At 58.3% G+C, this 25,208-nt stretch carries 25 protein-coding genes; 14 read left to right on the forward strand and 11 right to left on the reverse strand.

The annotated features are described in order from the left end of the window. Positions 1-108: 108 nt before the first annotated feature. A complete protein-coding gene (locus O5O48_RS12015; protein WP_269687111.1) occupies positions 109-741 on the forward strand; it encodes an alpha/beta fold hydrolase in 633 nt (210 codons plus the stop codon). A gap of 58 nt (positions 742-799) precedes the next feature. Here the strand turns inward: O5O48_RS12015 and O5O48_RS12020 are convergent, their stop codons facing one another. The 3 genes from O5O48_RS12020 to O5O48_RS12030 form a co-directional block, all read right to left on the reverse strand. Beyond that, the gene (locus O5O48_RS12020; RefSeq protein ID WP_269687112.1) at positions 800-2,506 is read right to left on the reverse strand and encodes a methyl-accepting chemotaxis protein; all 1,707 of its coding nucleotides are present in this window, start codon (positions 2,504-2,506) and stop codon (positions 800-802) included. Between the two features lie 170 nt (positions 2,507-2,676). Continuing rightward, positions 2,677-3,957, reverse strand: a complete 1,281-nt coding sequence (locus O5O48_RS12025) for a TRAP transporter large permease (RefSeq protein WP_269687113.1) — start codon at positions 3,955-3,957, stop codon at positions 2,677-2,679. 21 nt (positions 3,958-3,978) lie between these two features. Beyond that, positions 3,979-4,572, reverse strand: a complete 594-nt coding sequence (locus tag O5O48_RS12030) for a TRAP transporter small permease (protein ID WP_269687114.1) — start codon at positions 4,570-4,572, stop codon at positions 3,979-3,981. Positions 4,573-4,809: 237 nt separating this feature from the next. Here O5O48_RS12030 and O5O48_RS12035 point away from each other — a divergent pair, with 237 nt between their 5' ends. The 3 genes from O5O48_RS12035 to dcd all read left to right on the forward strand — a co-directional run bounded on the left by O5O48_RS12035 (position 4,810) and on the right by dcd (position 7,833). After that, a complete protein-coding gene (locus O5O48_RS12035; protein WP_269687115.1) occupies positions 4,810-5,961 on the forward strand; it encodes a TRAP transporter substrate-binding protein in 1,152 nt (383 codons plus the stop codon). Positions 5,962-6,096: 135 nt separating this feature from the next. Beyond that, complete coding sequence (apbC, locus tag O5O48_RS12040) at positions 6,097-7,188, forward strand: iron-sulfur cluster carrier protein ApbC (protein WP_228247391.1); 1,092 nt, start codon at positions 6,097-6,099, stop codon at positions 7,186-7,188. 78 nt (positions 7,189-7,266) lie between these two features. Next, positions 7,267-7,833 (forward strand): dCTP deaminase, encoded by a 567-nt coding sequence (gene dcd, locus O5O48_RS12045; RefSeq protein ID WP_088273825.1) that lies wholly within the window; start codon positions 7,267-7,269, stop codon positions 7,831-7,833. A gap of 184 nt (positions 7,834-8,017) precedes the next feature. Here the strand turns inward: dcd and O5O48_RS12050 are convergent, their stop codons facing one another. From O5O48_RS12050 to O5O48_RS12065, 4 genes are all read right to left on the reverse strand, one after another. Next, a complete protein-coding gene (locus tag O5O48_RS12050; RefSeq protein ID WP_269687116.1) occupies positions 8,018-8,734 on the reverse strand; it encodes a TorF family putative porin in 717 nt (238 codons plus the stop codon). 213 nt (positions 8,735-8,947) lie between these two features. After that, the gene (locus O5O48_RS12055) at positions 8,948-9,406 is read right to left on the reverse strand and encodes a GNAT family N-acetyltransferase (protein ID WP_269687117.1); all 459 of its coding nucleotides are present in this window, start codon (positions 9,404-9,406) and stop codon (positions 8,948-8,950) included. A 2-nt stretch (positions 9,407-9,408) separates the two neighbouring features. Beyond that, complete coding sequence (locus O5O48_RS12060; protein WP_088273828.1) at positions 9,409-9,579, reverse strand: DUF1328 domain-containing protein; 171 nt, start codon at positions 9,577-9,579, stop codon at positions 9,409-9,411. A 148-nt stretch (positions 9,580-9,727) separates the two neighbouring features. Beyond that, on the reverse strand, positions 9,728-10,138 hold the full coding sequence (locus O5O48_RS12065) for a BON domain-containing protein (RefSeq protein WP_233048147.1): 411 nt from the start codon (positions 10,136-10,138) through the stop codon (positions 9,728-9,730). A gap of 238 nt (positions 10,139-10,376) precedes the next feature. On the opposite strand from O5O48_RS12065, the gene algB reads away from it, so the two are divergent. Together algB and O5O48_RS12075 are read left to right on the forward strand one after the other, a co-directional pair. Further along, positions 10,377-11,723 carry a sigma-54-dependent response regulator transcription factor AlgB gene (algB, locus tag O5O48_RS12070; RefSeq protein WP_269687118.1) on the forward strand — a complete coding sequence of 449 codons (1,347 nt, stop codon included), beginning with the start codon at positions 10,377-10,379 and terminating at the stop codon, positions 11,721-11,723. Next, positions 11,720-13,495, forward strand: a complete 1,776-nt coding sequence (locus O5O48_RS12075; RefSeq protein ID WP_269687119.1) for an ATP-binding protein — start codon at positions 11,720-11,722, stop codon at positions 13,493-13,495. The genes algB and O5O48_RS12075 overlap by 4 nt, the downstream gene beginning before the upstream one ends. A 6-nt stretch (positions 13,496-13,501) precedes the next feature. Here O5O48_RS12075 and O5O48_RS12080 read toward each other — a convergent pair whose 3' ends face one another. Next, a complete protein-coding gene (locus O5O48_RS12080) occupies positions 13,502-13,714 on the reverse strand; it encodes a hypothetical protein (protein WP_228247396.1) in 213 nt (70 codons plus the stop codon). Positions 13,715-13,980: 266 nt separating this feature from the next. On the opposite strand from O5O48_RS12080, the gene O5O48_RS12085 reads away from it, so the two are divergent. Continuing rightward, positions 13,981-14,259, forward strand: a complete 279-nt coding sequence (locus O5O48_RS12085; protein WP_228247397.1) for an ORF6N domain-containing protein — start codon at positions 13,981-13,983, stop codon at positions 14,257-14,259. 17 nt (positions 14,260-14,276) lie between these two features. Here O5O48_RS12085 and O5O48_RS12090 read toward each other — a convergent pair whose 3' ends face one another. From O5O48_RS12090 to O5O48_RS12100, 3 genes are all read right to left on the reverse strand, one after another. Next, positions 14,277-14,855 carry a TIGR00730 family Rossman fold protein gene (locus O5O48_RS12090; RefSeq protein WP_228247398.1) on the reverse strand — a complete coding sequence of 193 codons (579 nt, stop codon included), beginning with the start codon at positions 14,853-14,855 and terminating at the stop codon, positions 14,277-14,279. A 102-nt stretch (positions 14,856-14,957) separates the two neighbouring features. Next, positions 14,958-15,686: a hypothetical protein gene (locus O5O48_RS12095; RefSeq protein WP_228247399.1), complete on the reverse strand. Its 729-nt coding sequence runs from the start codon at positions 15,684-15,686 to the stop codon at positions 14,958-14,960. Then, entirely contained in the window at positions 15,679-16,296 is a 618-nt protein-coding gene (locus O5O48_RS12100; RefSeq protein ID WP_228247400.1) for a hypothetical protein, read from the reverse strand. Before O5O48_RS12100 ends, O5O48_RS12095 begins: the two co-directional genes overlap by 8 nt. A gap of 260 nt (positions 16,297-16,556) precedes the next feature. On the opposite strand from O5O48_RS12100, the gene O5O48_RS12105 reads away from it, so the two are divergent. From O5O48_RS12105 to O5O48_RS12135, 7 genes are all read left to right on the forward strand, one after another. Continuing rightward, positions 16,557-16,802: a hypothetical protein gene (locus O5O48_RS12105; RefSeq protein ID WP_088273838.1), complete on the forward strand. Its 246-nt coding sequence runs from the start codon at positions 16,557-16,559 to the stop codon at positions 16,800-16,802. Positions 16,803-16,820: 18 nt separating this feature from the next. Continuing rightward, positions 16,821-17,453: an FMN-binding negative transcriptional regulator gene (locus O5O48_RS12110; RefSeq protein ID WP_269687120.1), complete on the forward strand. Its 633-nt coding sequence runs from the start codon at positions 16,821-16,823 to the stop codon at positions 17,451-17,453. A gap of 235 nt (positions 17,454-17,688) precedes the next feature. Beyond that, positions 17,689-19,686: a methyl-accepting chemotaxis protein gene (locus tag O5O48_RS12115; RefSeq protein ID WP_269687121.1), complete on the forward strand. Its 1,998-nt coding sequence runs from the start codon at positions 17,689-17,691 to the stop codon at positions 19,684-19,686. A gap of 295 nt (positions 19,687-19,981) precedes the next feature. Further along, positions 19,982-20,788 carry a hypothetical protein gene (locus O5O48_RS12120; RefSeq protein ID WP_269687122.1) on the forward strand — a complete coding sequence of 269 codons (807 nt, stop codon included), beginning with the start codon at positions 19,982-19,984 and terminating at the stop codon, positions 20,786-20,788. A gap of 110 nt (positions 20,789-20,898) precedes the next feature. Beyond that, a complete protein-coding gene (locus O5O48_RS12125) occupies positions 20,899-21,771 on the forward strand; it encodes a restriction endonuclease (RefSeq protein WP_269687123.1) in 873 nt (290 codons plus the stop codon). Positions 21,772-22,004: 233 nt separating this feature from the next. Beyond that, positions 22,005-22,847 carry a hypothetical protein gene (locus tag O5O48_RS12130; protein ID WP_269687124.1) on the forward strand — a complete coding sequence of 281 codons (843 nt, stop codon included), beginning with the start codon at positions 22,005-22,007 and terminating at the stop codon, positions 22,845-22,847. Between the two features lie 97 nt (positions 22,848-22,944). Then, entirely contained in the window at positions 22,945-25,098 is a 2,154-nt protein-coding gene (locus O5O48_RS12135; RefSeq protein WP_269687125.1) for a nuclease-related domain-containing protein, read from the forward strand. The last annotated feature ends 110 nt before the right edge of the window (positions 25,099-25,208 follow it).

Here is a 25,208-nt window from a genome sequence, read left to right on the forward strand (position 1 = left end):
CCTACCTGAGACTAGTCATGCTGGTTTCAGATGTGAAGCCGGCAGCGCTCGCAGGTGTGTGACATGGTGTCGCACGCTTTCGGTGCAACCGTTCAGACAGGTAAATAAATGAAGGAAGAGATGACGGCTTCAGGTTTTCTGGTTAATGACCCATCAACATCACCGATCGCGCAGTTGATGCTCGCTCATGGCGCAGGCGCGCCCATGGACAGCCCGTTCATGAATCTGCTGGCCGCTGCGCTGGCGGCCCGCGGGGTTCGGGTGCTGCGGTTCGAGTTCCCCTACATGGCGGAGCGCCGGCGTACCGGCGGCAAGCGCCCGCCCAACCCGATGAGTGTGCTGGAGCAGGCGTTTCGGCTTCAGGCTGCGCAGCTGCAAGGGCCATTCTTCGTGGGTGGCAAGTCGATGGGGGGGCGAGTCGCCAGCATGTTTGCGGCTGAGGTCGGGGCGGCGGGGTTTGTCTGCTTCGGTTATCCGTTCCATCCACCGGGCAAGCCGGAGCGTATGCGCACGGAGCATCTCGCTGCACTTTGCTGCCCCGGGCTTGTCATACAGGGGACCCGCGATCCGTTTGGCAAGCCCGACGAGGTTGCGGGGTATGACCTGGACCCAGCGCTGGGTCTGCATTGGCTGGACGGTGGCGAGCATGACTTCAGACCGCTCAAGGCGAGCGGTCTGGCGCAGCAGGATCTGATCGAGCAGGCGGCCGATGCGGCGGCCGCGTTCATGACGGGTCAGTGAGGCGAGCCGGGCGGCAGGTTGCGGGCTGGCCTGACCCGCGCCCTGCGCCCGACCCGGTTCAGACGCCGAGTGCTGCCGGCATCACCGCGGCAGACATGGTGCCCCAGCGGCGGCCTTTGACGAACAGTGGTACATACAGTACGAAGATCACTGTGCTGGTGCCGGGTAGTACGAAGGTGCCCATGTTCAGGTAGGTGCAGCTGCTCATCACGCGCAGGTCGCTCTCGCTGGCGACCGCAAAGCGTTTGTAATTGCTGCGGGCTGCATCGATGCGCGGGTCCCCGGTTGGCGGCTGTGAGGACGCGCTGCGACTGGTCGGCAGGTAGCCCTTTTCGTTCACCGCCGCCATGTACACGATGCCATCCTTGCCGCCCTGATCCCACTCATCCAGCAGGGGACGAATGCGCTCGATAAAGGCGTCTGCCCAGCGCACATCATGCTTCGGCGGGTTGGTGTTGGGAATGGCTGTGTAATTTTGCTCGAACAGGTCCACGCCCCGATCCGCGATTTCGTCCAGCCGGGATTCGATTTCGCGACGACGGGCCATCAGCAGTTCGGTCACTGCCTCCATATGGCCTTCGCCAAGGCGGAACCCGGCGAGGGCGCGCAGCGCCAGGTTGGTGTTGTCGCGCAGCGAGTCAGCCTGACGGAAGCTGGACTCCATGTGCTGACTGATAGTCAGGCTCAGATCACGAATTTCGCTGCCATGCTTGAGGGTCTCGGCATTGCTGGCAGTCAGCTGTTCCAGCGCGCTGCTGACCATGAGCAGGTCGTCATTGGCGCGCTGGAAGTCGTCAACCATCGCGTCGAACTGATCTGCTGCGGTGCTGACTGCCATGCCGGTTGATTCGGTTTGCTCGAGCATGTTCTGGGTCTGGTGATCGGCGCCAGCCATCGCGGAGGTCATCTGCTCCATCAGCTGACTGATCTGGTCGGCAGCGTTACCGACCTTGGCAGACAGGTTGCGCACCTCATCGGCGACCACGGCAAACCCGCGCCCCTGCTCGCCGGCGCGCGCTGCCTCGATGGCCGCGTTGAGGGCCAGCATGTTGGTTTGGGCGGAGAAATCCTGAACCGTGGTGAGAATCTCGCGAATGCGGGTCGAGCTGTTGTTCAGTGCGTTGACGTTGTCCTTGAAGCCGGTCATGGCGCTGCTGATCTGTTGCATCTGGCTACGCGCGTCGTTCATCTGCAGTCGCGACTGGCGGGCAATGTCGAGATTGCGGGAATTGACCTCGGTAACGCCGGTGGCGCGGCTGGAAATGTCGTGCAGGGCACTGGTGGTCTGTTCGCTGGCCTGAAAGATCAGTTCGGACAGCTGCTGTTGCACCTTGGCGTCCCGCGCCGCCTGCTCTGACAGCAGGCGGCTGTTGGCCGATGCCAGCGCTGTGCCCAGGCTGTTGAGCTGCAGCTCCATGATGATGCCGCGCAGACGCTCGTTGAGGCTGACGAACGCCTGACTTGCCTCGTCCTGCTCAAGATCGGCTGCGTTGACGCGCAGGTCAATCTGCTTGCTGTTGATGCGTTTGAACAGGGCGCCCAGCCCGCGTCCCTGGCGTGCTCCGGTGCGGCTCATCCAGGTGAAGGCTAGCGTCGGCGGGATCATGGCCAGCGCCGCCCAGAACAGCGCGCCGGAGGCGCTTGAAATGACCGCTGCGAACAGGAAGGCTTCGCAGGCCAGCAGGCCGCTGAGCGTCAGGCGTTCCTTACTGGATGGGCTGGCTGGATTGTCGGCAAGGGCGTTGCTTTGTTGTTGGGAAATCATGCGGCCTCCGGGGCTGCCTGGCTTTCTTATTATCGTTATAGCATCGCGTTGCGCCTCTGGATCGGGCGTTTGCGGCATGCTTCGGGGTTCCTCACGCCAGCATATCGGCATTACTTCTCATTTTCGATAGGGCAAAAACGCCATAGTTGGAGGCATATTTGCGTTGCCGTCTAGGTGGCCAGTGAGGGTAGCCAGAGCGAGAGTTGCGGAAACAGCACAAGCAGTACGGTTGCCAGCAGCAGGATCAGGATGAACGGCGGGGTGCCACGTATGACATCGAAGTAGGGGCGCCGGAAGATCGCCATCGCGGTGAAGATATCGCAGCCGAAGGGCGGTGTGGCCGAGCCGATGGCGGCCTGGAGTGTCACGATCACGCCCACATGAACGGGGTCAAGACCGGCGGCCTCCACGGCGGGTTTGAACAGCGGGGTCAGAATCAGGATGACGACGATCGGGTCGACGAACATGCATCCTATAAAGAAGGAAACAGCGATCAGACCCAACACCAGGGTAGGGCTGTGACCGATGCTGCTGATAACGGGTTCCAGAATCGCCTGGGGAATGCCGGCGAAGGAAATGGCGTAGGTAAAGGCGTTGCCGGCTGCGACGAGAATGAACACCACTGCAGTAATCAGCCCGGTTGAAAGCGCGACGTCCCAGAGCTCGCTGAGCTTGACCGCACGCAACACCACGACCTCCAGCACCAGGGCATACAGCACCGCAATGGCCGCGGCCTCTGTCGGACTGAAGATGCCGCCGTAGATGCCGCCGACCACTACCAGCGGAAAGCCCAGCGGCAGTAACGCCTTTTTCAATGTGGTCAGTCGGGTGGCCCAGTTGCTGCGTGGCTCCGGCGTGATACCCATGCGAATCGAGGCGATCCAGCAGTAGATGGAAAACAGCAGCAGAATCAGCAGGCCCGGAATGATGCCGGCGATAAACAGATCGCCGATCGAAGAGCCGGAAATAACACCGTAGATGATCATGCCGATACTCGGTGGGATCAGCAGGGCAATGTCGCTGGCATTGATGATCAGCGCCAGCGCAAAGGAGTCCGGGTAGCCTTTCTCAAGCAGCTTGGGCCGCATCGGCCCGCCCATGGCGACAACGGTAGCCTGGGTCGAACCGGAGACCGCGCCAAACAGCGTGCAACTGGCTGCCGTGGTGATCGGCAGGCCGCCGCGAAGGTGGCCGACAAAGCTTTGCACCAGATCCAGCAAGCGGTTGGCGGTATGCCCGCGTGTCATCAGGTCCGCTGCAAAGATGAACAGCGGAACGGCAGCGAGGGCCCAGGACTGCACACCGCTGATCATCTGCCCCATCAGCAGTTCGACGTTACCCAGCCCGATGACCAGAAACAGCAGCATCAGCGCCGCTACCAGCAGTGGCACCATCATCGGGAAGCCCAGGGCCAGCAGTACGATCATGGTTATGAGGGTCAGGGTCAGCATCGGTGGTCCGTGTCAGGGCAATCAGGGAGTGCTGTCGTCGGGGGCAGCGAGATACTCGTCCTTCTCGCTGAAGGACCGGTAGGTGTCGCTTGAGGTGAGGTTGCGCACGGCGGTCAGCCAGAACTGGATACCGGCCAGAAGCAGGCCGATCGGTGCCGCCAGGTAGGGTATCCATAGCGGGATTTGCAACGCCGAAGACGTGCGTCCGCGCTCGGCCATGGTGGCAACGTACTCGCTGGCATACCAGGCCAGATAGAACATCAGCGCGCCGGTTCCCAGGCTGATGATGATCAGCAGGACCTTGCGCGGCCGGCCGCTGAGCTGATCAAAAAAGGCTGACATGCTGATATGACGGGCCCGGCGGACAGCGTAACCGAGGCCGGCAAAGGTCATGATGACGAGGCTCATCTGGGTCAGTTCGACCTGGCCGGTGACGCCGTTGCCGAACAGCTGTCGGCCCAATACGTGAATGATCAGCAGGGCAGCCAGGAACAGCACGCTGGCACCGAGGACGCTCTTTTCCAGCCATTCGGTGAGGCGGTCCACGCCTTCAAGCAGGCGCAGCACCGGTGAAGCGGGGCGACGGTTTGCCGAGCTGTCGGCAGGTCGGGACATCGGTTTGTTCCTTTTCGCGGCGCTAACGGTCGTATCGTGACCGAAAAGGCTAACTCGGGGAGTTAGGCGCCGACTTCTGTCTGTAGATGGACGTAGTAGTCACATTCAGCTCAGATGGTGAATTTGTACTCCTTTTTTGACCTTAACCCATATCAATCGTCTTTGCACGACGTGAACATGCGCGAATGCTGTGTTAGGGTTTGGCAGGAAACCAGAACAATTGAAAAGGAGTGTTCCATGAATTTGCGTAATGGTTGCCTTCTTGCGGCTGCGGTAATGCTGGCTGCCTGCGGATCCGAAGAAGAACCTGTTGCCAGTGGTAATGGCTCAGAGACGCCTGAGCAGAGCGCTGTGGCCGAGGCCGATGCCGTGGAAACCGAAACCTGGGGTTTCGCCCTTGAAGAGATTGAAGGCAGCGTGCAGTACGAATACGGTGCCAGGTTTGCCGAGCTGATCAAGGAAAAGACCGACGGCGCTGTGGAGGTCAAACTCTATCCCTATGGCCAGCTGGGTGGTCTCACGGATATCTATGATCAGGTGCAGTCCGGCGCGATCCAGTTTGCCTTCGGTTCCGGCTTTCTCGGCGGCACGGTTCCCGAGTCGCAGCTGTTCAGCCTGAACTTCGTGCTGACCGACGACGAAAAGACCAATACGGAAATTCTCAACGCCCCCGAGTTCCGCAAGAACGACGATCTGGTTGCCTCCTACCGCGACCGTGGTCTGCAGCCGCTGGCTATCGTGCCCGAGGGCTGGCAGGTCTGGAGTGCCAACAAGGCGATCCGCTCACCGGCTGACTTCGACGGCATGGCGATTCGCACCATGGACAATCGTCTGCTGCGCGAAACCTACAGCGCCTACGGCGCCGATCCCACCACCATGGAATACGGCGAGCTGTTCAGCGGCATGCAGCTGGGCCAGCTGGACGGCAATATCCAGCCCGTATTCGCCCATCAGGAGATGGACTTCTACAAGGTTCAGGACTATCTGATCTTCGCCAATCAGGCGCAGTTCATCGCTACCTTTATGGCCAACAGCGACTGGTATGACGGCCTCACCGACGAGCGCAAGGCAATCATTGATGATGCCGTAGTCGAGCTGGTGCCGTGGATCCACGACGTGCAGACTCGCCTCAATACCGAGCGCCTGGACATCATCACTGAAAACAGCGACATCGAGCTGGTGTACCTGACGCCGGAGGAGCGCGAGGTGTTCCGTGAGCGCAGCCTGCCTGTGCGTGATGTGTTTGCCGAGATGGTGGGTGAGCGCGGCACCCGTCTGATGAACACCCTGATCGAGCAGGTTGAGGCGGCCTCTGCGGCCGAACCGGCAGACGAGTCTGCCCAGACCGAGTCCGAATCGGCGCAGGAGCCGTTGAAAGACGCTGCCTGATTCGCTCCGTAAGGCTGACGGCCCGTCCGGCGCAAGCCGGGCGGGCCGTCTTGCGTTTGTCCTGCGCTCTTTCATCATCGCAGATGAGCCAGTAGCATAGCGGCCTGTTTCCGCCAGTCCTTACGGGATATCGCCATGACTACGCTTGATCGTGCCGCCGTTGAGCAGGCCCTTGCTCAATATCAGGATCCTTACCTTCGTACCGACCTGCTCAGTGCCGGCTGTTTGCGCAGGCTGGATATCGACGGCGGGCGCGTCGAGGCCGAACTGGTGCTGGGCTATGCCGCTGGCAGCCTGGTCGGTGGCATCGCCCAGATGATGCAGATGGCGGTCGAGAATGTAGATGGTGTGACTGCGGCAAAGGTCAGCGTGCGTTGCGAGATTCAGGCCGGTAACGTGCAGGGGCAGGTGCCGGCACTGGAGAAGGTGAAGAACATTATTGCCGTTGCCTCGGGCAAGGGCGGGGTTGGCAAATCCACGACCGCAGCCAACCTGGCGCTGGCGCTGGCCCGTGAAGGGGCCAAAGTCGGGGTGCTGGATGCCGACATCTATGGCCCGAGCATGGGGCTGATGCTGGGTCTGCCGGAAGGCACGCGTCCGCAGGTCAGTGACGGCAAGTGGTTTGTCCCGCCACGCGCGCATGGCCTGCAGGTCATGTCGATGGCGTTTCTGGTTGATGACAATACGCCGGTGGTCTGGCGCGGGCCGATGGTCTCGGGCGCGCTGATGCAGCTGCTGACCCAGACGGCCTGGGATGAGCTGGACTATCTGGTGGTCGACATGCCGCCGGGCACTGGTGACATTCAGCTGACTCTGGCGCAGAAGGTGCCGGTGACCGGTGCGGTGATCGTTACCACGCCGCAGGACCTGGCACTGTTGGATGCGCGCAAGGGCATCGGCATGTTCGAGAAGGTCAATATCCCGGTGCTGGGCGTGGTCGAGAACATGGCCATTCACATCTGCTCCAACTGTGGTCACGCCGAGCATCTGTTCGGTGAGGGCGGTGGCGAGCGCCTGGCGGCGGACTATGGTGTCGAGCTGCTCGGTTCCATGCCGCTGTCGATGATGATTCGCGAGCAGGCCGACGGCGGCAAGCCGACCGTAATTGCCGAGCCGGAATGCCAGATCAGCATGGTTTATCAGGATATGGCGCGCCATGCGGCAGCGCGTATCGTTGAATTGGCGAATGCCGCACAAATGCCGGAAATCAGTATCAGCGACGACTGATCTCCGGACTTTTGTCGACGGGTATAACCCGGTAACATGCAGAGTCTTTTTTTCGCACCGCCTATTTCAGGACACGCCATGAGCATCAAATCCGACCGTTGGATCCGTACCCAGTCCCAGGAACACGGGATGATCGAGCCCTTTGTCGAACGCCAGATTCGCGGTGCGGAAGGGGATCGGGTGATTTCCTATGGTGTGTCGAGTTACGGCTACGACGTGCGCTGCGCCGATGAGTTCAAGGTGTTCACCAACATCCACTCGGCGGTAGTTGATCCGAAGAACTTTGACGAGAAGAGCTTCGTCGATATCCAGAGCGACGTGTGCATTATTCCGCCAAACTCCTTCGCGCTGGCGCGTACCGTTGAGTACTTCCGTATTCCGCGCAATGTACTGACGATCTGCCTTGGCAAGAGTACCTATGCGCGCTGCGGCATTATCGTCAACGTGACCCCGCTTGAACCGGAATGGGAAGGCCACGTGACCCTCGAGTTCTCCAACACCACCAACCTGCCGGCGAAGATTTACGCCAACGAAGGCGTGGCGCAGATGCTGTTCTTTGAATCGGACGAGCCCTGCGAAGTGTCCTACCGCGACCGCGGCGGCAAGTATCAGGGCCAGCGCGGCGTGACCCTGCCGCGGGCGTGATGCCTGAGTAATGAAAAACCGGCTGCGTGCCGGTTTTTTTATGCCCGAGTTTCAGTCGTAAGCTGACAGGCAAAAAGAAGCCGGTCTGCAAGCCTGCCGTGGTACAGGTTGCGAGACCGGCGCAAGATGCCGCTTTAGCTGACGGGAACCCTCGGAGCAGGGCGCCCGTTTTCAGACTCGGTACTTACAGGCTCTTGGAGACCGACAGGGTGACGTTGGCGTCGCAAGAGTCTTGATCGGAGTAGGCGCAGTCGTCACCCAGATCGGTGTCGCTGTACATGACAGCCCAGTCGAGGCCCAGCATGGTTTTGCCCAGGGTAACGGCCCAGTCACCGTATTTCTCGTCACCGCTGACGCCGTCCAGCGGGTCTTTGGTGTCAGTCAGACCGTAGTGCAGGCCCAGACCGATATCGTAGGGCAGGGCAAAGTCGTAGCCGATGTAGGTGTACAGCGAGCTGGAGGGGTCGTAAGCGTACTTGGCGCCAACGGTGAAGCCGTACAGGCTCAGGCTGGCCAGGGCTTCTTCAACATCGATGGAGCTGTTTTTCGGGTAGGTGTAGGTAGCCCAGGAGAGGTCGTAGCTGATGTCGTCGGTGATGCTTCCGCCGTAACCCGCGTAGTAGTCGATTTCTACGCTGGAGCCGCCGAAGTCTTCGGAGTCGATGTTGGACGCCCAGGCGCCGACATACAGGCCGCTTTCGTGTGCGAAGTCCAGGCTGCCCTGGATAGCGCCAGCGCCGTCAGTTTGAGACTGACCACGCCAGATGTAATCGGTAGCCAGCGTCACAGTCATGCTGGAGTCAATTTTGCCAATTGCGGTATCGAACTCTTCAGCGTGAGCCATGTTGGCAAAAGACAGTGTGCTGGCGGTAGCAACGGCAACTGCAAGTTTCTTCATCATCACGTATTACCCCGTAGGTTTTGATTTAAGTGCGTTGGCACAGGTCCTATAGCATTTTGCTTGCCAACAATTTTTTTTATATTTAAATCAGATATATACGTATGTTTTGAAGGAAAATTGCACAGCCGTAACCCGAACGTCACAGAGCCCGTGCCCGTAATTGGTGCGGGAAAATGGTCGCCGTGTTGCATTGTGTGGCAGCAGGTGCAAGCGCTAGCGTGGGAGCGTCACCTGCGTGCGGTTGACCATGGCCAGCAGGGCTTTACTGCGTTGATAGCGCAGCAGTTTGTCGCGCAGTGAGATGGGAGCGTCGTCGCCGGGCTCATAGCCATTGGCGCGGTAGAACGGCACCAGGTTGGGAGCGCAGAACAGCCAGATGTCACCGCGATGCTGCTGGCGTACATGTTCTAACAGGCTGCTCGCCAAGCCCTGACTGCGCTGTGCAGGGGCAACCAGCAATCCGGTCAGCCACCAGCACTGATCGACCGTCTGCAGGCAGAGACAGGCTTGAAGCTCGTGAGTGCGTGCCACCCAGACTTGATGGTGACCGCGGGCTTTCATGCCGCTGTGGTATTGGCGGTAGAACTTGTTGGCCAGCGGCCGCTGTTCGTCGCTCAGGCGCATGAATGCGGTAGCTGCTGATGGCGCGGATGCGGCAGATGGGTCTGGCATGTCTACTCGTTGCGTCCTCGACTGCGGCCCAGCAGGGCGCACCCCCCGGCCAGGGCAAGAAACACGGGTGTCAGCAGCCTTGCGGCGCTGGCGTATTGATCGTCAAAGCCACCAAAGGCGAACACGGCTGATGATAGCGCGATGATGCTGAAGGCGATGGCCCAGTTGAACATGGGGGATCTCCTTGGTACTGCGGTACAGAGAGTGTTAAACGGTCTGGCGTCCAGCGCGCCTGCCTGAGTGGTTTCCATTATATGAAAACGAATTGTCGCTTTGGGATCTGTGCTCACGGTGAAGTCCCTTTTCGGTCGGCAGCTGAGATTAGAGGCTCAGCTTGCCGGCTGTGGAAAATCCGCCCGGGGCGGGTTCTGTATTGCTGACCGGGCGGGTAGTGCCGATCTGCAGGCCGCGGGTATCGACTTGCTGAACACCCGGCGTATGCCGCGCCGTGGCGACCGCAACGCGATAGTCGCTGGTGGTCAGTACGGTTCCGCGCAGGCTCACAACGCCATTGCGGCAGCTGACGGCAATGCGGATGCCTTGCGTGTTACCCTGCCATGCCAGTCGCGCGCGCAAAGCCTTTGCGATGCTGGCGTCGTCGACTGATTGAACTATCACGGCGGGATTTTGCTCCATGAAGTAGCTGCTGCTTGGCGTTGATGCGCCGCAGGCCATGCTTGAAAGCAGGCCGGTGGACAGGGCAAGCAAGGCGGTAGGTAGGGCGCTGTGCATGTCATCTATCTCCGGTTAAGGGTGTTGTCGAGCTTCGCTTGTGGCGAGAAGCCGAACACGCAAAGGTGATAGAGCAAGCACTGTGCCGCTCCCGGGTTTTTATTTAATGCTATGTAAATCAGTAATTTATAAATTAAAGGTGGTGTCGTGTTCAGTGCGAATTGCATGATCTTTCCCGAAGGGTCGTGCAGATTGCACGGTGACAGTGGCGCGACGGCATGACAGGAGTCGTGAATCAATGGAAGCGAATCAAGGCAACGGACGTATTCTGCTGGTCGACGACGAACCGGCGATCCTGCGGACCTTTCGTTACTGTCTCGAGGATGAGGGCTATCAGGTAGCGACGGCCAGTAGCGGGGCACAGGCCGAAGCGGTTTTGCAGGGGCAGGTGTTTGATCTGTGCTTTCTTGATCTCAGGCTTGGCGAGGAAAGTGGTCTGGATGTAATGGCGCGTATGCGGGCGCAGGCGCCGTGGATGCGGGTCGTGATCGTGACCGCGCATTCGGCGGTCGATACCGCGGTTGATGCCATGCAGGCAGGCGCGGCGGATTATCTGGTCAAGCCCTGCAGCCCTGATCAATTGCGCATGGCTGCGGCCAAGCAGCTTGAAGTGCGTCAGATGGAAGCGCGTCTGGAGAGTCTGGAGCAGGCCGTAGAACAGACGCGAGTCGCGCCCGAGTCGCGCAGCCCCGCGATGATGGCGGTGCTGGAGACGGCCCGGCAGGTCGCCGGCACTGACGCCAATATTCTGATCCTGGGCGAGTCGGGTACCGGCAAGGGTGAGCTGGCCCGATTGATTCATGGCTGGAGCGGGCGCAGCCAGCGTGACTGCGTGACCATCAACTGCCCGTCGCTGACTGCCGAGCTGATGGAAAGTGAACTGTTTGGTCACAGCAAGGGCGCCTTTACCGGCGCGAGCGAGAGTACTCTGGGCCGGGTCAGTCAGGCCGACGGCGGCACTTTATTTCTCGACGAGATAGGCGATTTCCCGTTGACCCTGCAGCCCAAGCTGCTGCGCTTCATTCAGGACAAGGTCTACGAGCGGGTTGGTGACCCGGTGACCCGGCAGGCGGATGTGCGGATTCTGGCGGCGACCAATCTGGATCTGGCCGAGATGGTCAAGCAGGGGCTGTTTCGCGAAGACCTGCTCTACCGGCTGAACGTGATTACCCTGACGCTGCCGCCGCTGCGGGAGCGCCCTGATGACGTTCTTGATCTGGCCGAGCGCTTTCTGGCGCGCTTCGTCAAGGAATACGCCCGTCCGGCCAGGGGCTTCAGCGAGGATGCCAGGCAGGCGCTGCTGAATTACCACTGGCCCGGCAATATCCGCGAACTGCGTAATGTGATCGAGCGCGTCAGTATCATCTGTGCCGAGGAGCAGGTTGCTGCCAGTCATCTCGGGTTGGGCGAACCGGATCACGGCAACACCGCGCCGCGCGTCGGCTCCAATCTCAGCCTGAGCGAGCTGGAACGCGCGCACATTGCCGCCGTTCTGGCCTCCAGCGCCACGCTGGATCAGGCGGCCCGCACGCTCGGCATCGATGCCTCCACCCTGTATCGCAAACGCAAGCAGCTTGGCCTATGAAGCTGCGAACTCAACTGTTTCTGAGCAGCAGCGCATTGCTGACCGTGGCGCTGGTGGGCTTGCTGGTAGGCCTGTTCGGAGTACTCAGTCTGACCCAGTCGCAGACCTACAGCGTCGGCAGCAACATCGGCATTCTCAAGGCTTCTCTCGGCATGCGTCAGGAGATCGGTCGACAGGTGACCCTGCTGCTGTCAGAACAACTGGATCGCGAGGCGCTGAGTACATCGGACGAGCGCTTCAAGGAGTGGCTGGCCAAGGCCGGTGAGCAGGCCCGAACCGATGAGGACCGTCAGGCTGTGGCTGAAATCGGTCGGGCCTATGCGGTCTACGACGATGTGCTCTACCGGCCGCGCACCCTGCGCCGGGATCTGCTCTCGGATGACACCTTCAGCCTCAGCGTGGCCGCCATGCGTGATCGCATTAACGAGGTGCAGTACCGCTATCTGGCTTATGTTGAGGCGGCCGAAAGCACAGCGCATCAGCGCGCCTGGCTGATTGCCGGGCTACTGGGGCTGATCGGCCTGGCCGTGCTGCTGCTGGGGCTGTTGACCGCACACAGCATCGCCCAGCGTTTTGGTCGGCCGATCGAGGCGCTGGCCAAAGCGGCGGACAAGATTGGCCAGGGTGACTTCAACGTCACTCTGCCGCTGTCCCCGGTCAATGAGATCAGCGCCCTGAGTCGTCGATTTGGCGTTATGGCCGAAGCCCTGCGCGAGTTCAAGAACAGCGATCTGGAGGCCTTGCAGTCCGAGCAACGGCGCCTGCAGGCGGTGCTCGACAGTATCGACGATGGCCTGCTGATCCTTGATCAGCAGGGCGATGTTGATCACTTCAACCCGGTGGCGCGGCGTCAGCTCGACTGGGATTCGCGCGAGCTGGGTCAGACGCTGGGCCAGGCCATGGGGCACCCCGAGCTGGACGAGCAGGTCCGGGAGGTGCTGGCCGGCAATACCTTTGGTAGCGAGCAGGAGGATCTGGCGGTCGAGGTCGCAGGGGAAACCCGGCTGCTGGATTACAGCCTGACACCGGTAGTGCGAACCGACAGCTGGGTCCAGGGGGCGGTCATGGTACTGCGCGACGTGACCGAGCAGCGGGCATTCGAGCGGGTGCGGCGTGAGTTTGTGCTGAGGGCGTCCCATGAGCTGCGCACGCCGGTGACCGGCATGCACATGGCATTCTCCCTCCTGCAGGAACGTTTGCAGTTCGCCGAGGGCAGTCGTGAGCGGGATCTGCTGGAAACGGTAGACGAGGAAATGCGCAGGCTGGTCGATCTGATTAACGACCTGCTCAATTTCTCACGCTACCAGAATGGACTGCAGAAGCTGGAACTGGCGCCCTGTGATCCGGTCGAGCTGGTTTCTGCAGCGGTGGCCCGTTTTCAGGCGCAGGCAGATGAACGGGGTATTTCCCTGCAGTTGGACGTCAGCGAGGATGCGCCGCGGGCGCGGCTGGACCGACTGCAGATTGAGCGGGTGCTGGACAACCTGATCGGCAATGCCCTGCGTCACTCTCAGCAGGGCGGTCAGGTTGCCGTGCGCCTGCGCCGGCAGGGTGAGCGGGTATGGTTCAGCGTTGAGGACAATGGCGAAGGCATTGCCTACAGCCAGCAGGTGCGGGTATTCGAACCCTTTGTGCAGGTCGGCAGCAAGAAGGGTGGCGCCGGGCTGGGTCTGGCGCTGTGCAAGGAGGTGGTGCAATTGCATGGCGGCAACATCGGCGTGCAGTCGCGCCCGGGTGCGGGCGCGCAGTTCTACTTCACGCTGCCGCTTTAGGCCCGCCTAGCGCTTGCCCATCGAACGGCGGGTGCCACGCGGCGGCATGTGTACGCGCTTGGTGTGCGGATCGAAGCCGGCCTTGCCCTGCTTGGGAGCGTTGGCCTTGTCTGCCTGCTTGCTGGCCGCAGCGAACAGGGCGCCAAGACCGCCTGTCTTGCTGGCAGGAGAGACGTCGGTTGTCGCATCGGTCGAGGTTGGGTCTTGGTGATCGGTCATGGTGCGCTCGGCGGGTGAACCTGAAAGGCGGCGAGTATAACGGGCTTGTTGCTGCCGTCATACGCGCTTTTATCGGGTTTCTTCAGGTTCATCGTGGCATGCCTGATTACATGGCGCCCCACAGCACAGCCTCAGTCCCGGCCGCTGACCGCGATATCGGGCAGGACTGACGGCAACGGGAGAAGACGTTTATTGCTCAACACGGTAGGCTACGGCTTGGCGGTCAGACGGCCGCCCGACCCATTCGCCAGCCGCTACCAGCCGTCATGCAACCGATTGTCCATGCCAACACCGAAACCCTGAGCCTGCGCCAGCTCGATGAGCTCAATGCCCTGCCGAAGGGCACCTCCTTCCGTCTTTTTCGCCGCTGCGAGCAGCAGCTTGAGGAAGGGCGGGATTTTTTCTACCTGCCGGCGGATGAACACAAGGCGCTGATCAACGATCTCAAGGCGTCAGGTCAGATCTACGCCACCACAGTCAATCTGGTACTGCTGACGCGCACGGGTTACGCGCGCATGCAGCAGATTACCCGCGGCGCATCCTGATCACGGCAGCCGAGGGGCTAGCGTTCTTGCGCTTTAACCCACTTGGACACGGCGGGTGGTGAGTAGCGGCGAACCCTGTCGAGCAGGCTGTCGACCTGGTTGTCGACAATCAGCATGTCGCGGTAGGGCTGGCGCATAAAGCCCTCGGTCAGGGCGTGGTCCAGGAAGGCAATCAGTTGATCGTAGTAGCCGGCGGCGTTGAACAGCGCACACGGCTTCTGATGGTGCCCCAGTTGGCCCCAGGTCCAGACTTCGAACAGTTCCTCAAAGGTGCCGACGCCACCGGGCAGGGCGATAAACCCGTCGGACAGATCCGCCATCATTGCCTTGCGTTCGTGCATTGAGCCGACTTCATGCAGGGTGGTCAGCCCTTCGTGGGCCAATTCGCGTTCAACCAGATGACGCGGAATCACGCCAATCACGTCGCCGCCGGCGGCCAGCGCCGCGTCGGCCACTGCGCCCATCAGGCCAACCTGCGCACCGCCGTAGACCAGACCGATGCCGGCCTTGGCCAGTGCCGTGCCGAGCTGCTGCGCAGCGGCGAGGTATTCGGGTTTGTTACCGGGGCTGGAACCGCAGAAAACACACAGACGCATGGGTACTCCTGATGAAACGGGAAGGGGCGCGACGGCCAGAGCGCCGACGAAGGGAGGACTTTACCCTTGAAGGGCTAATTTTTCCAGATTAGCGCAGGCCGGCTAAGCGCCGAGCAGAGCTCTGGCGACCAATCCGGCAGCGATGCTGAAGCCGAAACTCAGCAGGGTGCCCAACAGTACGTACTCGGACACCGGCCGCTTGGCCGAGCGGGTATCGTTGAAGCGCATGATGCTTTTGGCAGCCAGCAGAAAGCCGATGGCCGGCCACTGGCCCATCACCACAAAGGCGAAGATCAGCAGGCGCTCAAGAAAGCCGATCAGCCGTCCGGCCTGTTTCAGCGATTGCTCGTCCTGCAGGTCGCTGTGATTGAGCCAGGGCGTCAGGATCTGCGCAATCAGAGTTGAGGTCGGGTGCAGCAAAAACAGCGTTGCCAGTGCCAGGATCAATGCGTCTGGCTGCAACAGGCGCGCCAGCGCATCCGCGAGCTGCGGCCAGTTGCCGGTGGCGGCGCTCCACAAACCGACGAGGATAAGCACTGGCAGCAGTTGGCTGAACAGCGCAGTGCTGAAGAACGACTGCGGTCTGATCAGCCGCTGGTGTTCCACTAGCAGTTGGCTGCACAGCACCAGAATAAAGCCCAGCAGGGCGGTGCTCAGACTCTGGGACAGCAGCAACGCGCCAATGGCGAGCGCCAGCGGCAACGCCTTGAGGATCAGCCAGGCTCGTTGCTGCATGCGGCTGGCCTCTGGCGGCAGCGGCCTTGCGTTGGCCCATAAGCTGCTGAGCATGTGCAAGAGCAGCATCAGCAGCAGCAAGACAGAGTCAGTCATCAGTGAGCTCCTGAATCCACTCGCGGCTGCGAGCCAGATAGCGATCCATGAGCGCGGCCTCGGCCCGTTGCAACGCCTTGTGAACCGTTACCTGAGCCTTGTCCATGTGTTCGGCCAGAGCCTTCTGGCTGACCGCAAGGGTGGTATGCAACCACCAGGTCTGCGCCTCAACTCGCGTCCACTGCTCGATCACCCGCGCCGCGAACGCGGTCGGCAGCTCAAGGCGATCTAGCAGGCTGGCATCATGGGTGAACAGTCCAAGGCTGTCCTTCTTCATAGTGTCGAGCCCCTGCCCGGACAGCACGAAAGCCTCGCCGTAGCGGTTGACCGCGGCTGCCTGGCCAATCCCGACAGCAATCCGGGCATCGTACCGCTCGTGCTCCGGGCTGGCGGCAATCAGTGCGGCGCGCAGCAGCACCGCGCAACGCACTGCATCTGCTGCAACGTCCAGGGTCAGTTGAAAACCATCGCCGCGGTACAGTTCGTATTGGAATGGGCAGACGGCTTGCAGCTGCTGCAACGCATCACGTAGCTGGTTGATGTAATCCTGCGTATCCTCAACACCTTGAGAATCGATCAGGTCGCCGGTCAATACGGCTGCAATAGTCATATAAGCGTGTCCCTGTGCAATCTGCTTTGACGTTAGCCGTAATACGCTAATTTTTCAATATTAGCTTTAAAAGGCTATATTTTTATCGAGTAAAGACCATCGGATGAGGCAGGCACCATGATTCCTCGGCTCTGTGTTACTACCCTGAGCGTGACCGATTTGCAGGCTCATCTCTTTACTGCCCACAAGGCCAACTGGTTTGACATCACCGATGGGCTACCGTGCTTTGCCGAGCGCGCGCCCGGCGCGGAGTAACCCGGATGCTTGAATTGCTCGAAGCATTGGCGCGCGGGCTGTTGCTGCTTGGCCGTCTGATCCTCGAAGCGGGCGCCGTTCTGGACCTCAGCCTGCGCATTCCCGGCCGCGGGTTGCTGCGTTGCCTGTGGCCACCGCACTGGCTGCGCCGGCATACCTACAGTGCCTGGCTTGAGACATCGGCTGGCGTGCTGTTCTGGTTGCTGTTGGCGTTTGCGCTGTATTCCCTGGATCAGTATCTTGCCGTCTGACCTGCCACGGAATACGTCATGTATTTGCCTGCACATTTTGCCGAAACCCGCACCACTGAACTGCATGCCCTGATTGGCGAAAACCCGCTGGGTACGCTGGTAACCGTCGGCCCGGACGGGCTGGACGCCAACCATATTCCGTTCGAGCTGCTGACCGGGCAGGGTGAGCACGGCGTGCTGCAGGCGCACCTGGCGCGGGCCAACCCGCTGGTCGAGCAGATTGTGGACGGCATGAGCGTGATGGTCGTCTTTCAGGGCCCGCAAGCTTATATCTCGCCAAACTGGTACCCCAGCAAGCACGAAACCCACCAGCAGGTGCCGACCTGGAATTATCAGGTTGTGCATGCCCACGGGCGCATCCACCTGCGTGACGACGAGCGCTTTGTGCGCGGCATCGTGGCGCGCCTGACCCGTGAACATGAGACGCGCGCGCAAGAGCCGCGCCCGTGGCGCATGACTGACTCAAGCCCGGATTACATCGCCCGAATGCTGGCGGCGATTGTCGGCATCGAAATCGAGATCGAACGCCTGGTCAGCAAGTTCAAATTGAGCCAGAACAAGACCCCGCAAGACGTTGCGGGCGCCGCTGATGCCCTGGCACATAGCGGCCATGCCGAGCTGGCGGCGGCCATGAACAAGCCGCTCGTCTGACCGGCGCGAGTCACAGCCGGGCGCTCGATGGCCTGCATGGATGCATCGCTCCGGCAGCGCCTCGGTGACCACGATAGTCCCTTTTTTGGATCGCGTTGCGCTGCATCGGCCCTGAACTGGTGCGCGGTGTTCGCACGGGGTGTCCGCAAGCCCCGGCGGGTCGTGGCAGAGTGATGGCACCGTTCTTGCTGAGAGGTCTGTCCAGTCAGTCAGGTTTTTCTCAGGGTGCTCCACCATGCTGTCCATGCTTCGAAACCTCTCCATGCGCGGCAAATTGTTGCTGCTCCTGCTGCCGGCGTTGGCCGGCACACTGTATTTCTCCGGCGCCACGGTAATTGACCGTTACACCCATCTGCAGCAGACCGAATCATCGCGGGCACTGTTCGACCTGGTGCTGAGCGCCGATCCGGCGCTGGAGAATCTGCAAAAGGAGCGGGGTCTCACCGCCTTATTCATTGCCACCGGTGGCGCCGATGGCCGGGTCGTCGAGCGCCTTGAAGGCCAGCGGGCAGCTACCGATGCCAGCCTCGATGCCCTGAGCAACGCCATGGCCGCCATGCAGGGTCGCGAGCGGGTTGCCATCGCGGCCCAGCTGGGCCTGATCAATGAGGCGCTGGATGCGCTGGCGCCGCTGCGGGCCAGGGTCCTCAATGAAGATGTCGACGCCGAGTTGGCCTATCGGACCTATAGCGCCGCGGTTGAACGGATGATTGCCCTGATTCCCGAGATTCTGCTGCAGGCTAACGAGCCGCGCCTGACGCGTCTGATGGGAGCCTTCCTGGCGCTCACCGAGGCAACCGAGTCGGGAGCACGGGAGATGGCCGCGGGCGCTGCGGTGCTCAGCGAGGGCGGCATTTCGCTGGCGCTGGCGAGGGAGGTCAGTGCAGCAGATGCGCGCAGTCAGGCACTGCTGGATGCGGCCGCCAATCTGGTTGGTGCCTCCCTGCAGGGGCAGTTGCTGGCGTTGGCCGAACGGCCGGAAAACATCGCCTTCAGCGCATTGCGTGATCGTCTGATCGGTTCCGAATACGGCTTTCTCGGGATGGCCAATATCGAGTGGTTTGACAGCGCCAGTCACGCCATCGACGGTGTTTACCAGCTCAAGCAGCAGGTCGCTGACGACATGGCTGCGGGCACCGAGCGCGTGCTGGCCGGCGCGCGTGCCGATCTGCGTCGGGCAGCCATCATCGGTGCGCTGGTGATCGGCATGGTGCTGCTGCTGGCGCTGCTGATCATCATTGGGGTGTCCAGCCAGGTAAACCAGCTGCTGGGTGATTTCCGTCAGGTCATGGAACGCAAGGATCTGTCGGTGCGCACCCGGGTCTGCTCGAAGGACGAGATGGGGCTGATCGGCACGGCCCTGAACAGCCTGATCGAGACCTTCTCCGGTGCGCTGAGTCAGATCGATGAAACCAGCGTGCGGCTGGCATCGGCCTCCGAGCAGACCCGTGCCACCGCCAGCCAGAACTCCGATCAGGTAGGGCAGCAGCAGGCTTTGGTGGATCAGGTCGCAGCAGCGGCAGAGGAAATGTCCAGCACCTCGGAAGAAATCTCGCGCAATACCCAGCAGGTTGCCGAAGCCGCCCAGCATGCCTCAAAGCGCAACGAGGCAGGGCGGCGGGTGGTGCAGGAAAGCGTTGGTCGCATTCGCCATCTGGCCGGTGCCATCGAGCAGGTCAACGGCCAAATGGAGCGCCTGCAGGCCAGCAGCGAATCCATCACCCGGGTCATCGACGTGATCAGAACAGTAGCGGACCAGACCAACCTGCTGGCGCTCAACGCCGCAATTGAGGCGGCCAGGGCAGGGGAGCACGGTCGTGGCTTTGCTGTGGTCGCCGACGAAGTGCGCAATCTGGCGCGCCAGACCCACGATTCCACCGTTGAAATCGAAACCATGATCAGCAGCCTGCGCGACATTACCGACAGTGTGCGCGGCGCGGTAATCGACAGCCACAAACTGGCCAATCTCAGCGCCGATGAAGCCGAAACCCTGGAAGACACCCTTGCCGGCATCCTGCAGGACGTCGACCGTATTTCCGGTATGTCATCGCAAATCGCCTCTGCCGCTGAACAGCAGGTCGCGGTCACGCGGGATATCTCGCGCAGCATGAGCTCCGTGCGGGAAACCTCTCTGCAAACCCTCAACGGCTCGCGGGAAATTTCTCAGGTCACCGACAGCCAGGCGCAGCTGGCAGGTGAGCTGCAGGCATTGGCGCAGGGGTTCAGAGTGTAGTGCCGGCTTGCTGGCCGGCTGAGTTAAAAAGTATTTCTGTATCAGCATGGCGTTAGGCTACTATCGGGCTCAGCGAAGGCCATGCGGCAGGTAATGGCGCTTCAAGTTCATTTCAGTTTGCCAGGGAAGGTAAGCACTCCATGTTGACTCCCCCACTTTTTCCGAACTGAACCGACACACAGGCGGGCTGCTTGCGCTGCGTTGTGCCGGTTGGTGTCTGCTTTGTGGCCGTGTGCGCCCGAAGTAGTACCAAGCTGCAGAGTGAGAGCCCCTGCCAGCAGAGACGAAAAGAAAAATGAAATTTCTGAGCAGTGCGGGATTTTTCAAACAGCAACGTGGCGGTTGCCGCGTATTCGTTCGAGCTGATCTTGGCCAGGAGCTGAGCAACGCTCTATACGGCATGCTGAGTGATCGCCTTCGCCTTGTCAGAGAAGGACGCGAGCGCGATGTGCTGGAGCTGGGCGAGCGTGCTGTTCTGGCCAAAACGGCAGTGTTTCGCCATCGAAATAGTCGAATCAGGGCGACCTTCGGCCTCAAGCGGCATGGCGCTTATGATCGCGGCGTGATGGAAATTCACAACCAGCTGGGGCTGCTCAATTGCCCGCATGTGCCGCAAATTATCGGCTACGGATACCGGCGTAACTGGCTCGGGCTGGTTGTTTCCACCACGCTGGCGACCGAGTTCATTGGCCAGTCCTGCAATTTGCTGGAGTTCATTCAGGCGCACCCGGAACAGCAAAATGCCGCGCTGCTGTTGGCTTTCAGCGCCATCCGTGAGCATCTGAGTCACTCGCACCTGCATCTTGATCTCTGGGCCGGGAATATTCTGGTTACCCCTGACCTGTCCAGAAGCTGGCTAGTGGATGTGGAGTACTTCAAGTTTGCGCCCAATGGCTCACTGGAAGATAAGCTCGGGTTCTGTCTTGGCTATTTGCACAATCACACCATCCACCGGTTCATCAGTCTGGATGACTACGTTCAACTGGTCCGGCAGTGGTTGAAAGACAGCGAGCAGGCGCTGTGCCACGAGTCGACCCTGGCAACCTGCATCCAGAACGCAAATAAGCCCCTGAGCAGAAAGCAGCGGTTGATGACCTTTTAAATCCGCGCTGTCCATCGCCCGGCTTGGCGCAGGGTGAAAAGCCGCTTTACCTGACGCCGGTATAGGATTACCGTTTTGACATGGCAATGAGCCAGTCAAGGAGCCCACGGATGGCGCGCAGACGATCCTCTGCATTCGACGATTTCATTTTTCTGCTGTCCCGCCTGCCGTGGTGGGTCAGCATGCTGCTTGCTCTGGTCAGCTGGCTTGTCCTGCATCCCATTGCCACCGCACCGCCCAGCACTTCCACCGTGCTGCGCCCAGGTGACATGGGCGGCGTGCTGGCAGGGCACCTGTGGCGCACCTTCGCCCTGTTCGGCCAGTACCTGATTCCAGCCTGCTGCGTGTTCGGCGCCATTGGCTCCATCGCCGGGCGCTACAAACGCAAGCAACTGCTCAATAGCGTCGCAAACGCCACCCAACCGGCCAGAACCATCGACGGCCTCAGCTGGCAGCAGTTCGAGCAACTGATCGGCGAAGCCTTCCGCAAGCAGGGCTATAGCATCACCGAAACTGGCGCTAACGGCCCGGATGGCGGCGTAGATCTGATCCTGCGCAAGCACAACGAAAAATACCTGGTGCAATGCAAACACTGGCGCTCATTGAAAGTGGGCGTACCAGTGGTGCGCGAATTCTTCGGCGCCATGGCCGCAGAAGGCGCAGTGGGCGGTTATGTGGTTACCTCCGGCCAATTCACCAAAGAAGCCAAAGCCTTCGCCCAGGGCCGCAATATCCAGCTGATCGACGGTGCAGGCCTCAAGCGCCTGATGCATAAACAGCCATCTGAACTATCGGTAGCGCAGCCAACCATCAACTCGACACCTACTGCCACGCCTCCAATACCTGAAACCACCGCTGAACCGCATTGCCCTCTGTGCAACAGCAGCATGATCAAACGCACCGCTCGCAAAGGCACGAACGCCGGTAAGGTGTTCTGGGGATGTAGCGCCTATCCGAAGTGCAGAGGAATTGTGAATGTGTAACCCCGCCAGATTACCCAATGGTATGCAGACCGACATGCCATACAGGGTTATTGGATGCGCAAAATGCAGATGTCACGCGAATATGAGTAATGTGGGGCTGGGTTTTGTAATAGGTTGTTTTTAATGAGGTTTTTAAAGCGGCAGTTTGGGTTTGGGGCGGTGATATGAAGAAGTCACGGATATGCAATGATGAAGCTGTTGGTCCACTCAGCTGTTAGGGTAAAAGGAAAGTTATGCAGCTTGATACCGGCTTTTCCTGTAATTCTGTTATATGGTTAACTAGCCTTCCGGATTCTGAATTCGGTCCCACTCGAAGAATGGTGGAAGACATGGAGTCTTTGAAAGCTGAGATATCCATCGGGTTTCAGCATATTCAGGTTACTAGCGCGGCCCACCTCAAAAGCCTCTTGGCAGAGCTTTCGTATCACGCATCTGAGTACGGAATGCGACCTTTATTGCACTTCGATATGCATGGCAACAAGGAAGAAGGGTTGCATATTGTTCAGTCCTCTGAATACTGCTCTTGGGATGAGCTTTATAGCAGCCTTCAAGGTCTTAATCAGGCAACTGGAAATAACTTGGCTGTAGTCGGCGCAGCGTGCTTTGGTCTTCGATCAATTATGCCGATAAAGCTAGATAAACCCGCTCCCTTCTTCGTTCTTTTAGCGCCTGAGGAAGAGGTTTACGTTGGGTTTCTAGAAGATAATGCCGTACGCTTTTATCGCGAGCTTTTTGCGTCAGGAAGTCTTGATACTGCATATAGCCGATACTTATCTGACGAATTTAAGTATTTCCATTGTGAGAAGATGCTGTTCATAGTTGTTGCCAAGTATATCAGGGCTGGGTGTAAAGGTAAGTCCGCCCAGGAACGAAGAGAACGGCTTCTTACGGAAGTGTTCAGTCAAGGCATGGATAAGACAGAAGACAACTTGAGATCGGTACGCAATAAAATCAAGGAAGGACTGAAGCCTGACCAGGCACTGTTAGATAGGTATGCAAAAACATTTTTAGTGGGCAGAACATGCAGTTTCGGCATGCAGCAACTTTTAGGGGTCTTGGATGGCGATAAACCCTAACAAATTGCTGCACTCGGATAAATTACTCGCTTCGCTCGCAATTTACCGGTGAGCAAGGCGTTAGGCGCACGAGATAGCTGAGGGGCTAGTGGAATCAATGGATATGGACCAAAGCATAAGAGCAGAAGCAGAAGTTTTTGCAGACTTGTCGGAATTATGCGCTTCTCCTGGTTATCTGCATGCCATTGCTTATTTTTGTTTTAGGGACAATACAATACGTTACGGCGATGTGATGACGCCGGAAGACGTTCTTGAGCAATTCGGAATGGATCGACTAGTCAGAACGGAAATTTCAACCCTTATAGGGTTGTCTTGTAAAGCTGACTTAAATGCAGAAATGCAAACACCGGAAACCATTCAAAGATATATAGATGAAACCGAGATGCTTTTAAAAGAAATGCATCATTCAATGATGCCTAACATGAGGGAGATATTCGATCCTGAACAGGCGTCCGATCCAAACTTCAATCCGTTTGAAAATGGCGATTTTCTAAGAGAAGCTATTTTTTATGGCGGCGAATCTGCTTATCACTTCCAGTACCGAGATTTATCATCGCTAAAGTACAAGGGAGATAGTGATTGGTTGATTTATAATAAGGGGTTTTCATCTGAGGATGCAATATCAGCTATTACAGCAATACAAGAACTCCAGAACAGGAAAATAAATGAGTTTATTCCTAGTCTAGATATTAACAATCCAAGCAGCTGGACTGCGCTGGACGCGTACAAGTTTACAGCTGAAGAAATTTCAGCAGAGTCTGGTATTGACTTGGGTATAGTAACTAACGTTATAGAATCATTTGTTTCTCCTATTGGGATGAGTGATTTTTCTTCTCTCGATGATTTTAACCCTAAGAATGCTTACCCCATAATAAAGACTTCAGATACTGAATATCTTCTCTTCCAAAATTACAGCCTTGTTGAGGCCCTATACGAAACACCATTCTTTTGGTTTTACGAAGATAAAGCTTACCGAAGCACTGCAATGAAAAACAGAGGTGATTTCACTGAGTCATTCTCTGCGCAGAGAATGACGCGTGTTTTTGGCGATAGGAATGTCTTTCTAAATGTAGAGATAGTCGATTCAAAAAGAAATATAGTCGGTGAAATCGATGTTTTAATAGTCTATGCGAATCGAGCGATAATCTTACAGGCGAAATCGAAGAAATTAACTATTGCTGCCAGGAAAGGTAACGACCTTAGCTTAAGGGATGACTTCAAAAAAGCGGTTCAAGATGCTTACGACCAAGCCTACTCATGTGCAACTTTACTAACTGACCTAAGTTATAAGCTGATTGATGATAGTGGTAATGAGCTAGAGATCGAAAGAAATCTTTGTGAAATTTACCCTTTTTGTGTGGTTTCAGATCACTATCCAGCCCTATCTTTTCAAGCGAGGCAGTTTCTAAATTTCAGTAAAACGGAAATAATTAAGCCGCCTTTTGTAATGGATGTGTTCTTTTTGGACGTAGCAACGGAAATGTTGGAGACTCCACTTCATTTCTTGAGTTACGTAAATAGAAGGACCGAATATAACGACAAGGTTTTTTCTACCCATGAGCTGACAATACTCTCTTATCACCTAAAACAAAATCTTTGGGTTGATGATGAGTATACGATGATGCACCTAGGCGACGACATTTGTGCCGATCTAGATCTGGCTATGTTAGTGAGGCGCTGTAAGGTTGCTGGAGAAAGAACGCCCGAAGGAATTCTAACAAAATTTCGAGATACAACTGTTGGCAGATTGATAACACAAATTGAAAAACAGGAAGATCCAGGAACTATCGACCTCGGGTTTATGCTGTTACTTCTTAGTGAAGATACGGTGAATCAGCTAAATACGGGCATTGACCACATTGCAAAATTAGCGATGAATGACCATAAGTGTCATGATTTGACGATTGCCATAGGAGCGCGCTCCACTGGACTGACAGTCCACTGTAATTCAGACCCTATAGCGGTTGCTGGGCCTAAATTGGAGCGCCATGCAGAGAGAAGAAAGTATAGCCAAAAGGCTAAGGAATGGTTCGGCATATGCATAGATCCAGAAACCAAAAAGCTTAAATTTGGCTTGAAGCTACTCTATGAATGGGAACAGTCGGATGAACTTGACAGGATTCTAGCTGATGCCCCTAAGCCACAGAGAAAGATAAACATTGGTACTGTGGTTAAAGGAAGAAAAATAGGGCGCAATGAAATATGTCTATGTGGAAGCGGGGTTAAGTACAAAAAATGTTGCCTGAAGTAGCGTTGTCTGTACACGGTAGATATTCGCCTAACAAGTGCATGTTGTCGGACTGGTTTTCCGCTGCGCTCCAAACCAGCCGAAAATGCGGGCGTCAGGCTCACAAGGAGGTT

Source organism: Halopseudomonas sp. MFKK-1, assembly GCF_027474385.1.
Taxonomy (GTDB): Bacteria; Pseudomonadota; Gammaproteobacteria; order Pseudomonadales; family Pseudomonadaceae; genus Halopseudomonas; species Halopseudomonas aestusnigri.

What these genes read in the sequence shown, in the direction of transcription:
- O5O48_RS12115 (WP_269687121.1), top strand. Translation starts at nt 17,689, where the DNA reads ATGCTGTCCATGCTTCGAAACCTCTCCATGCGCGGCAAATTGTTGCTG.
- algB (WP_269687118.1), top strand. Translation starts at nt 10,377, where the DNA reads ATGGAAGCGAATCAAGGCAACGGACGTATTCTGCTGGTCGACGACGAA.
- O5O48_RS12120 (WP_269687122.1), top strand. Translation starts at nt 19,982, where the DNA reads ATGAAATTTCTGAGCAGTGCGGGATTTTTCAAACAGCAACGTGGCGGT.
- O5O48_RS12025 (WP_269687113.1), bottom strand. Translation starts at nt 3,957, where the DNA reads ATGCTGACCCTGACCCTCATAACCATGATCGTACTGCTGGCCCTGGGC.
- O5O48_RS12085 (WP_228247397.1), top strand. Translation starts at nt 13,981, where the DNA reads ATGCAACCGATTGTCCATGCCAACACCGAAACCCTGAGCCTGCGCCAG.
- O5O48_RS12060 (WP_088273828.1), bottom strand. Translation starts at nt 9,579, where the DNA reads ATGTTCAACTGGGCCATCGCCTTCAGCATCATCGCGCTATCATCAGCC.
- O5O48_RS12130 (WP_269687124.1), top strand. Translation starts at nt 22,005, where the DNA reads ATGCAGCTTGATACCGGCTTTTCCTGTAATTCTGTTATATGGTTAACT.
- O5O48_RS12095 (WP_228247399.1), bottom strand. Translation starts at nt 15,686, where the DNA reads ATGACTGACTCTGTCTTGCTGCTGCTGATGCTGCTCTTGCACATGCTC.
- O5O48_RS12015 (WP_269687111.1), top strand. Translation starts at nt 109, where the DNA reads ATGAAGGAAGAGATGACGGCTTCAGGTTTTCTGGTTAATGACCCATCA.
- apbC (WP_228247391.1), top strand. Translation starts at nt 6,097, where the DNA reads ATGACTACGCTTGATCGTGCCGCCGTTGAGCAGGCCCTTGCTCAATAT.
- O5O48_RS12110 (WP_269687120.1), top strand. Translation starts at nt 16,821, where the DNA reads ATGTATTTGCCTGCACATTTTGCCGAAACCCGCACCACTGAACTGCAT.
- O5O48_RS12090 (WP_228247398.1), bottom strand. Translation starts at nt 14,855, where the DNA reads ATGCGTCTGTGTGTTTTCTGCGGTTCCAGCCCCGGTAACAAACCCGAA.
- O5O48_RS12105 (WP_088273838.1), top strand. Translation starts at nt 16,557, where the DNA reads ATGCTTGAATTGCTCGAAGCATTGGCGCGCGGGCTGTTGCTGCTTGGC.
- O5O48_RS12020 (WP_269687112.1), bottom strand. Translation starts at nt 2,506, where the DNA reads ATGATTTCCCAACAACAAAGCAACGCCCTTGCCGACAATCCAGCCAGC.
- O5O48_RS12135 (WP_269687125.1), top strand. Translation starts at nt 22,945, where the DNA reads ATGGATATGGACCAAAGCATAAGAGCAGAAGCAGAAGTTTTTGCAGAC.
- dcd (WP_088273825.1), top strand. Translation starts at nt 7,267, where the DNA reads ATGAGCATCAAATCCGACCGTTGGATCCGTACCCAGTCCCAGGAACAC.
- O5O48_RS12075 (WP_269687119.1), top strand. Translation starts at nt 11,720, where the DNA reads ATGAAGCTGCGAACTCAACTGTTTCTGAGCAGCAGCGCATTGCTGACC.
- O5O48_RS12050 (WP_269687116.1), bottom strand. Translation starts at nt 8,734, where the DNA reads ATGATGAAGAAACTTGCAGTTGCCGTTGCTACCGCCAGCACACTGTCT.
- O5O48_RS12055 (WP_269687117.1), bottom strand. Translation starts at nt 9,406, where the DNA reads ATGCCAGACCCATCTGCCGCATCCGCGCCATCAGCAGCTACCGCATTC.
- O5O48_RS12035 (WP_269687115.1), top strand. Translation starts at nt 4,810, where the DNA reads ATGAATTTGCGTAATGGTTGCCTTCTTGCGGCTGCGGTAATGCTGGCT.
- O5O48_RS12030 (WP_269687114.1), bottom strand. Translation starts at nt 4,572, where the DNA reads ATGTCCCGACCTGCCGACAGCTCGGCAAACCGTCGCCCCGCTTCACCG.
- O5O48_RS12065 (WP_233048147.1), bottom strand. Translation starts at nt 10,138, where the DNA reads ATGCACAGCGCCCTACCTACCGCCTTGCTTGCCCTGTCCACCGGCCTG.
- O5O48_RS12080 (WP_228247396.1), bottom strand. Translation starts at nt 13,714, where the DNA reads ATGACCGATCACCAAGACCCAACCTCGACCGATGCGACAACCGACGTC.
- O5O48_RS12125 (WP_269687123.1), top strand. Translation starts at nt 20,899, where the DNA reads ATGGCGCGCAGACGATCCTCTGCATTCGACGATTTCATTTTTCTGCTG.
- O5O48_RS12100 (WP_228247400.1), bottom strand. Translation starts at nt 16,296, where the DNA reads ATGACTATTGCAGCCGTATTGACCGGCGACCTGATCGATTCTCAAGGT.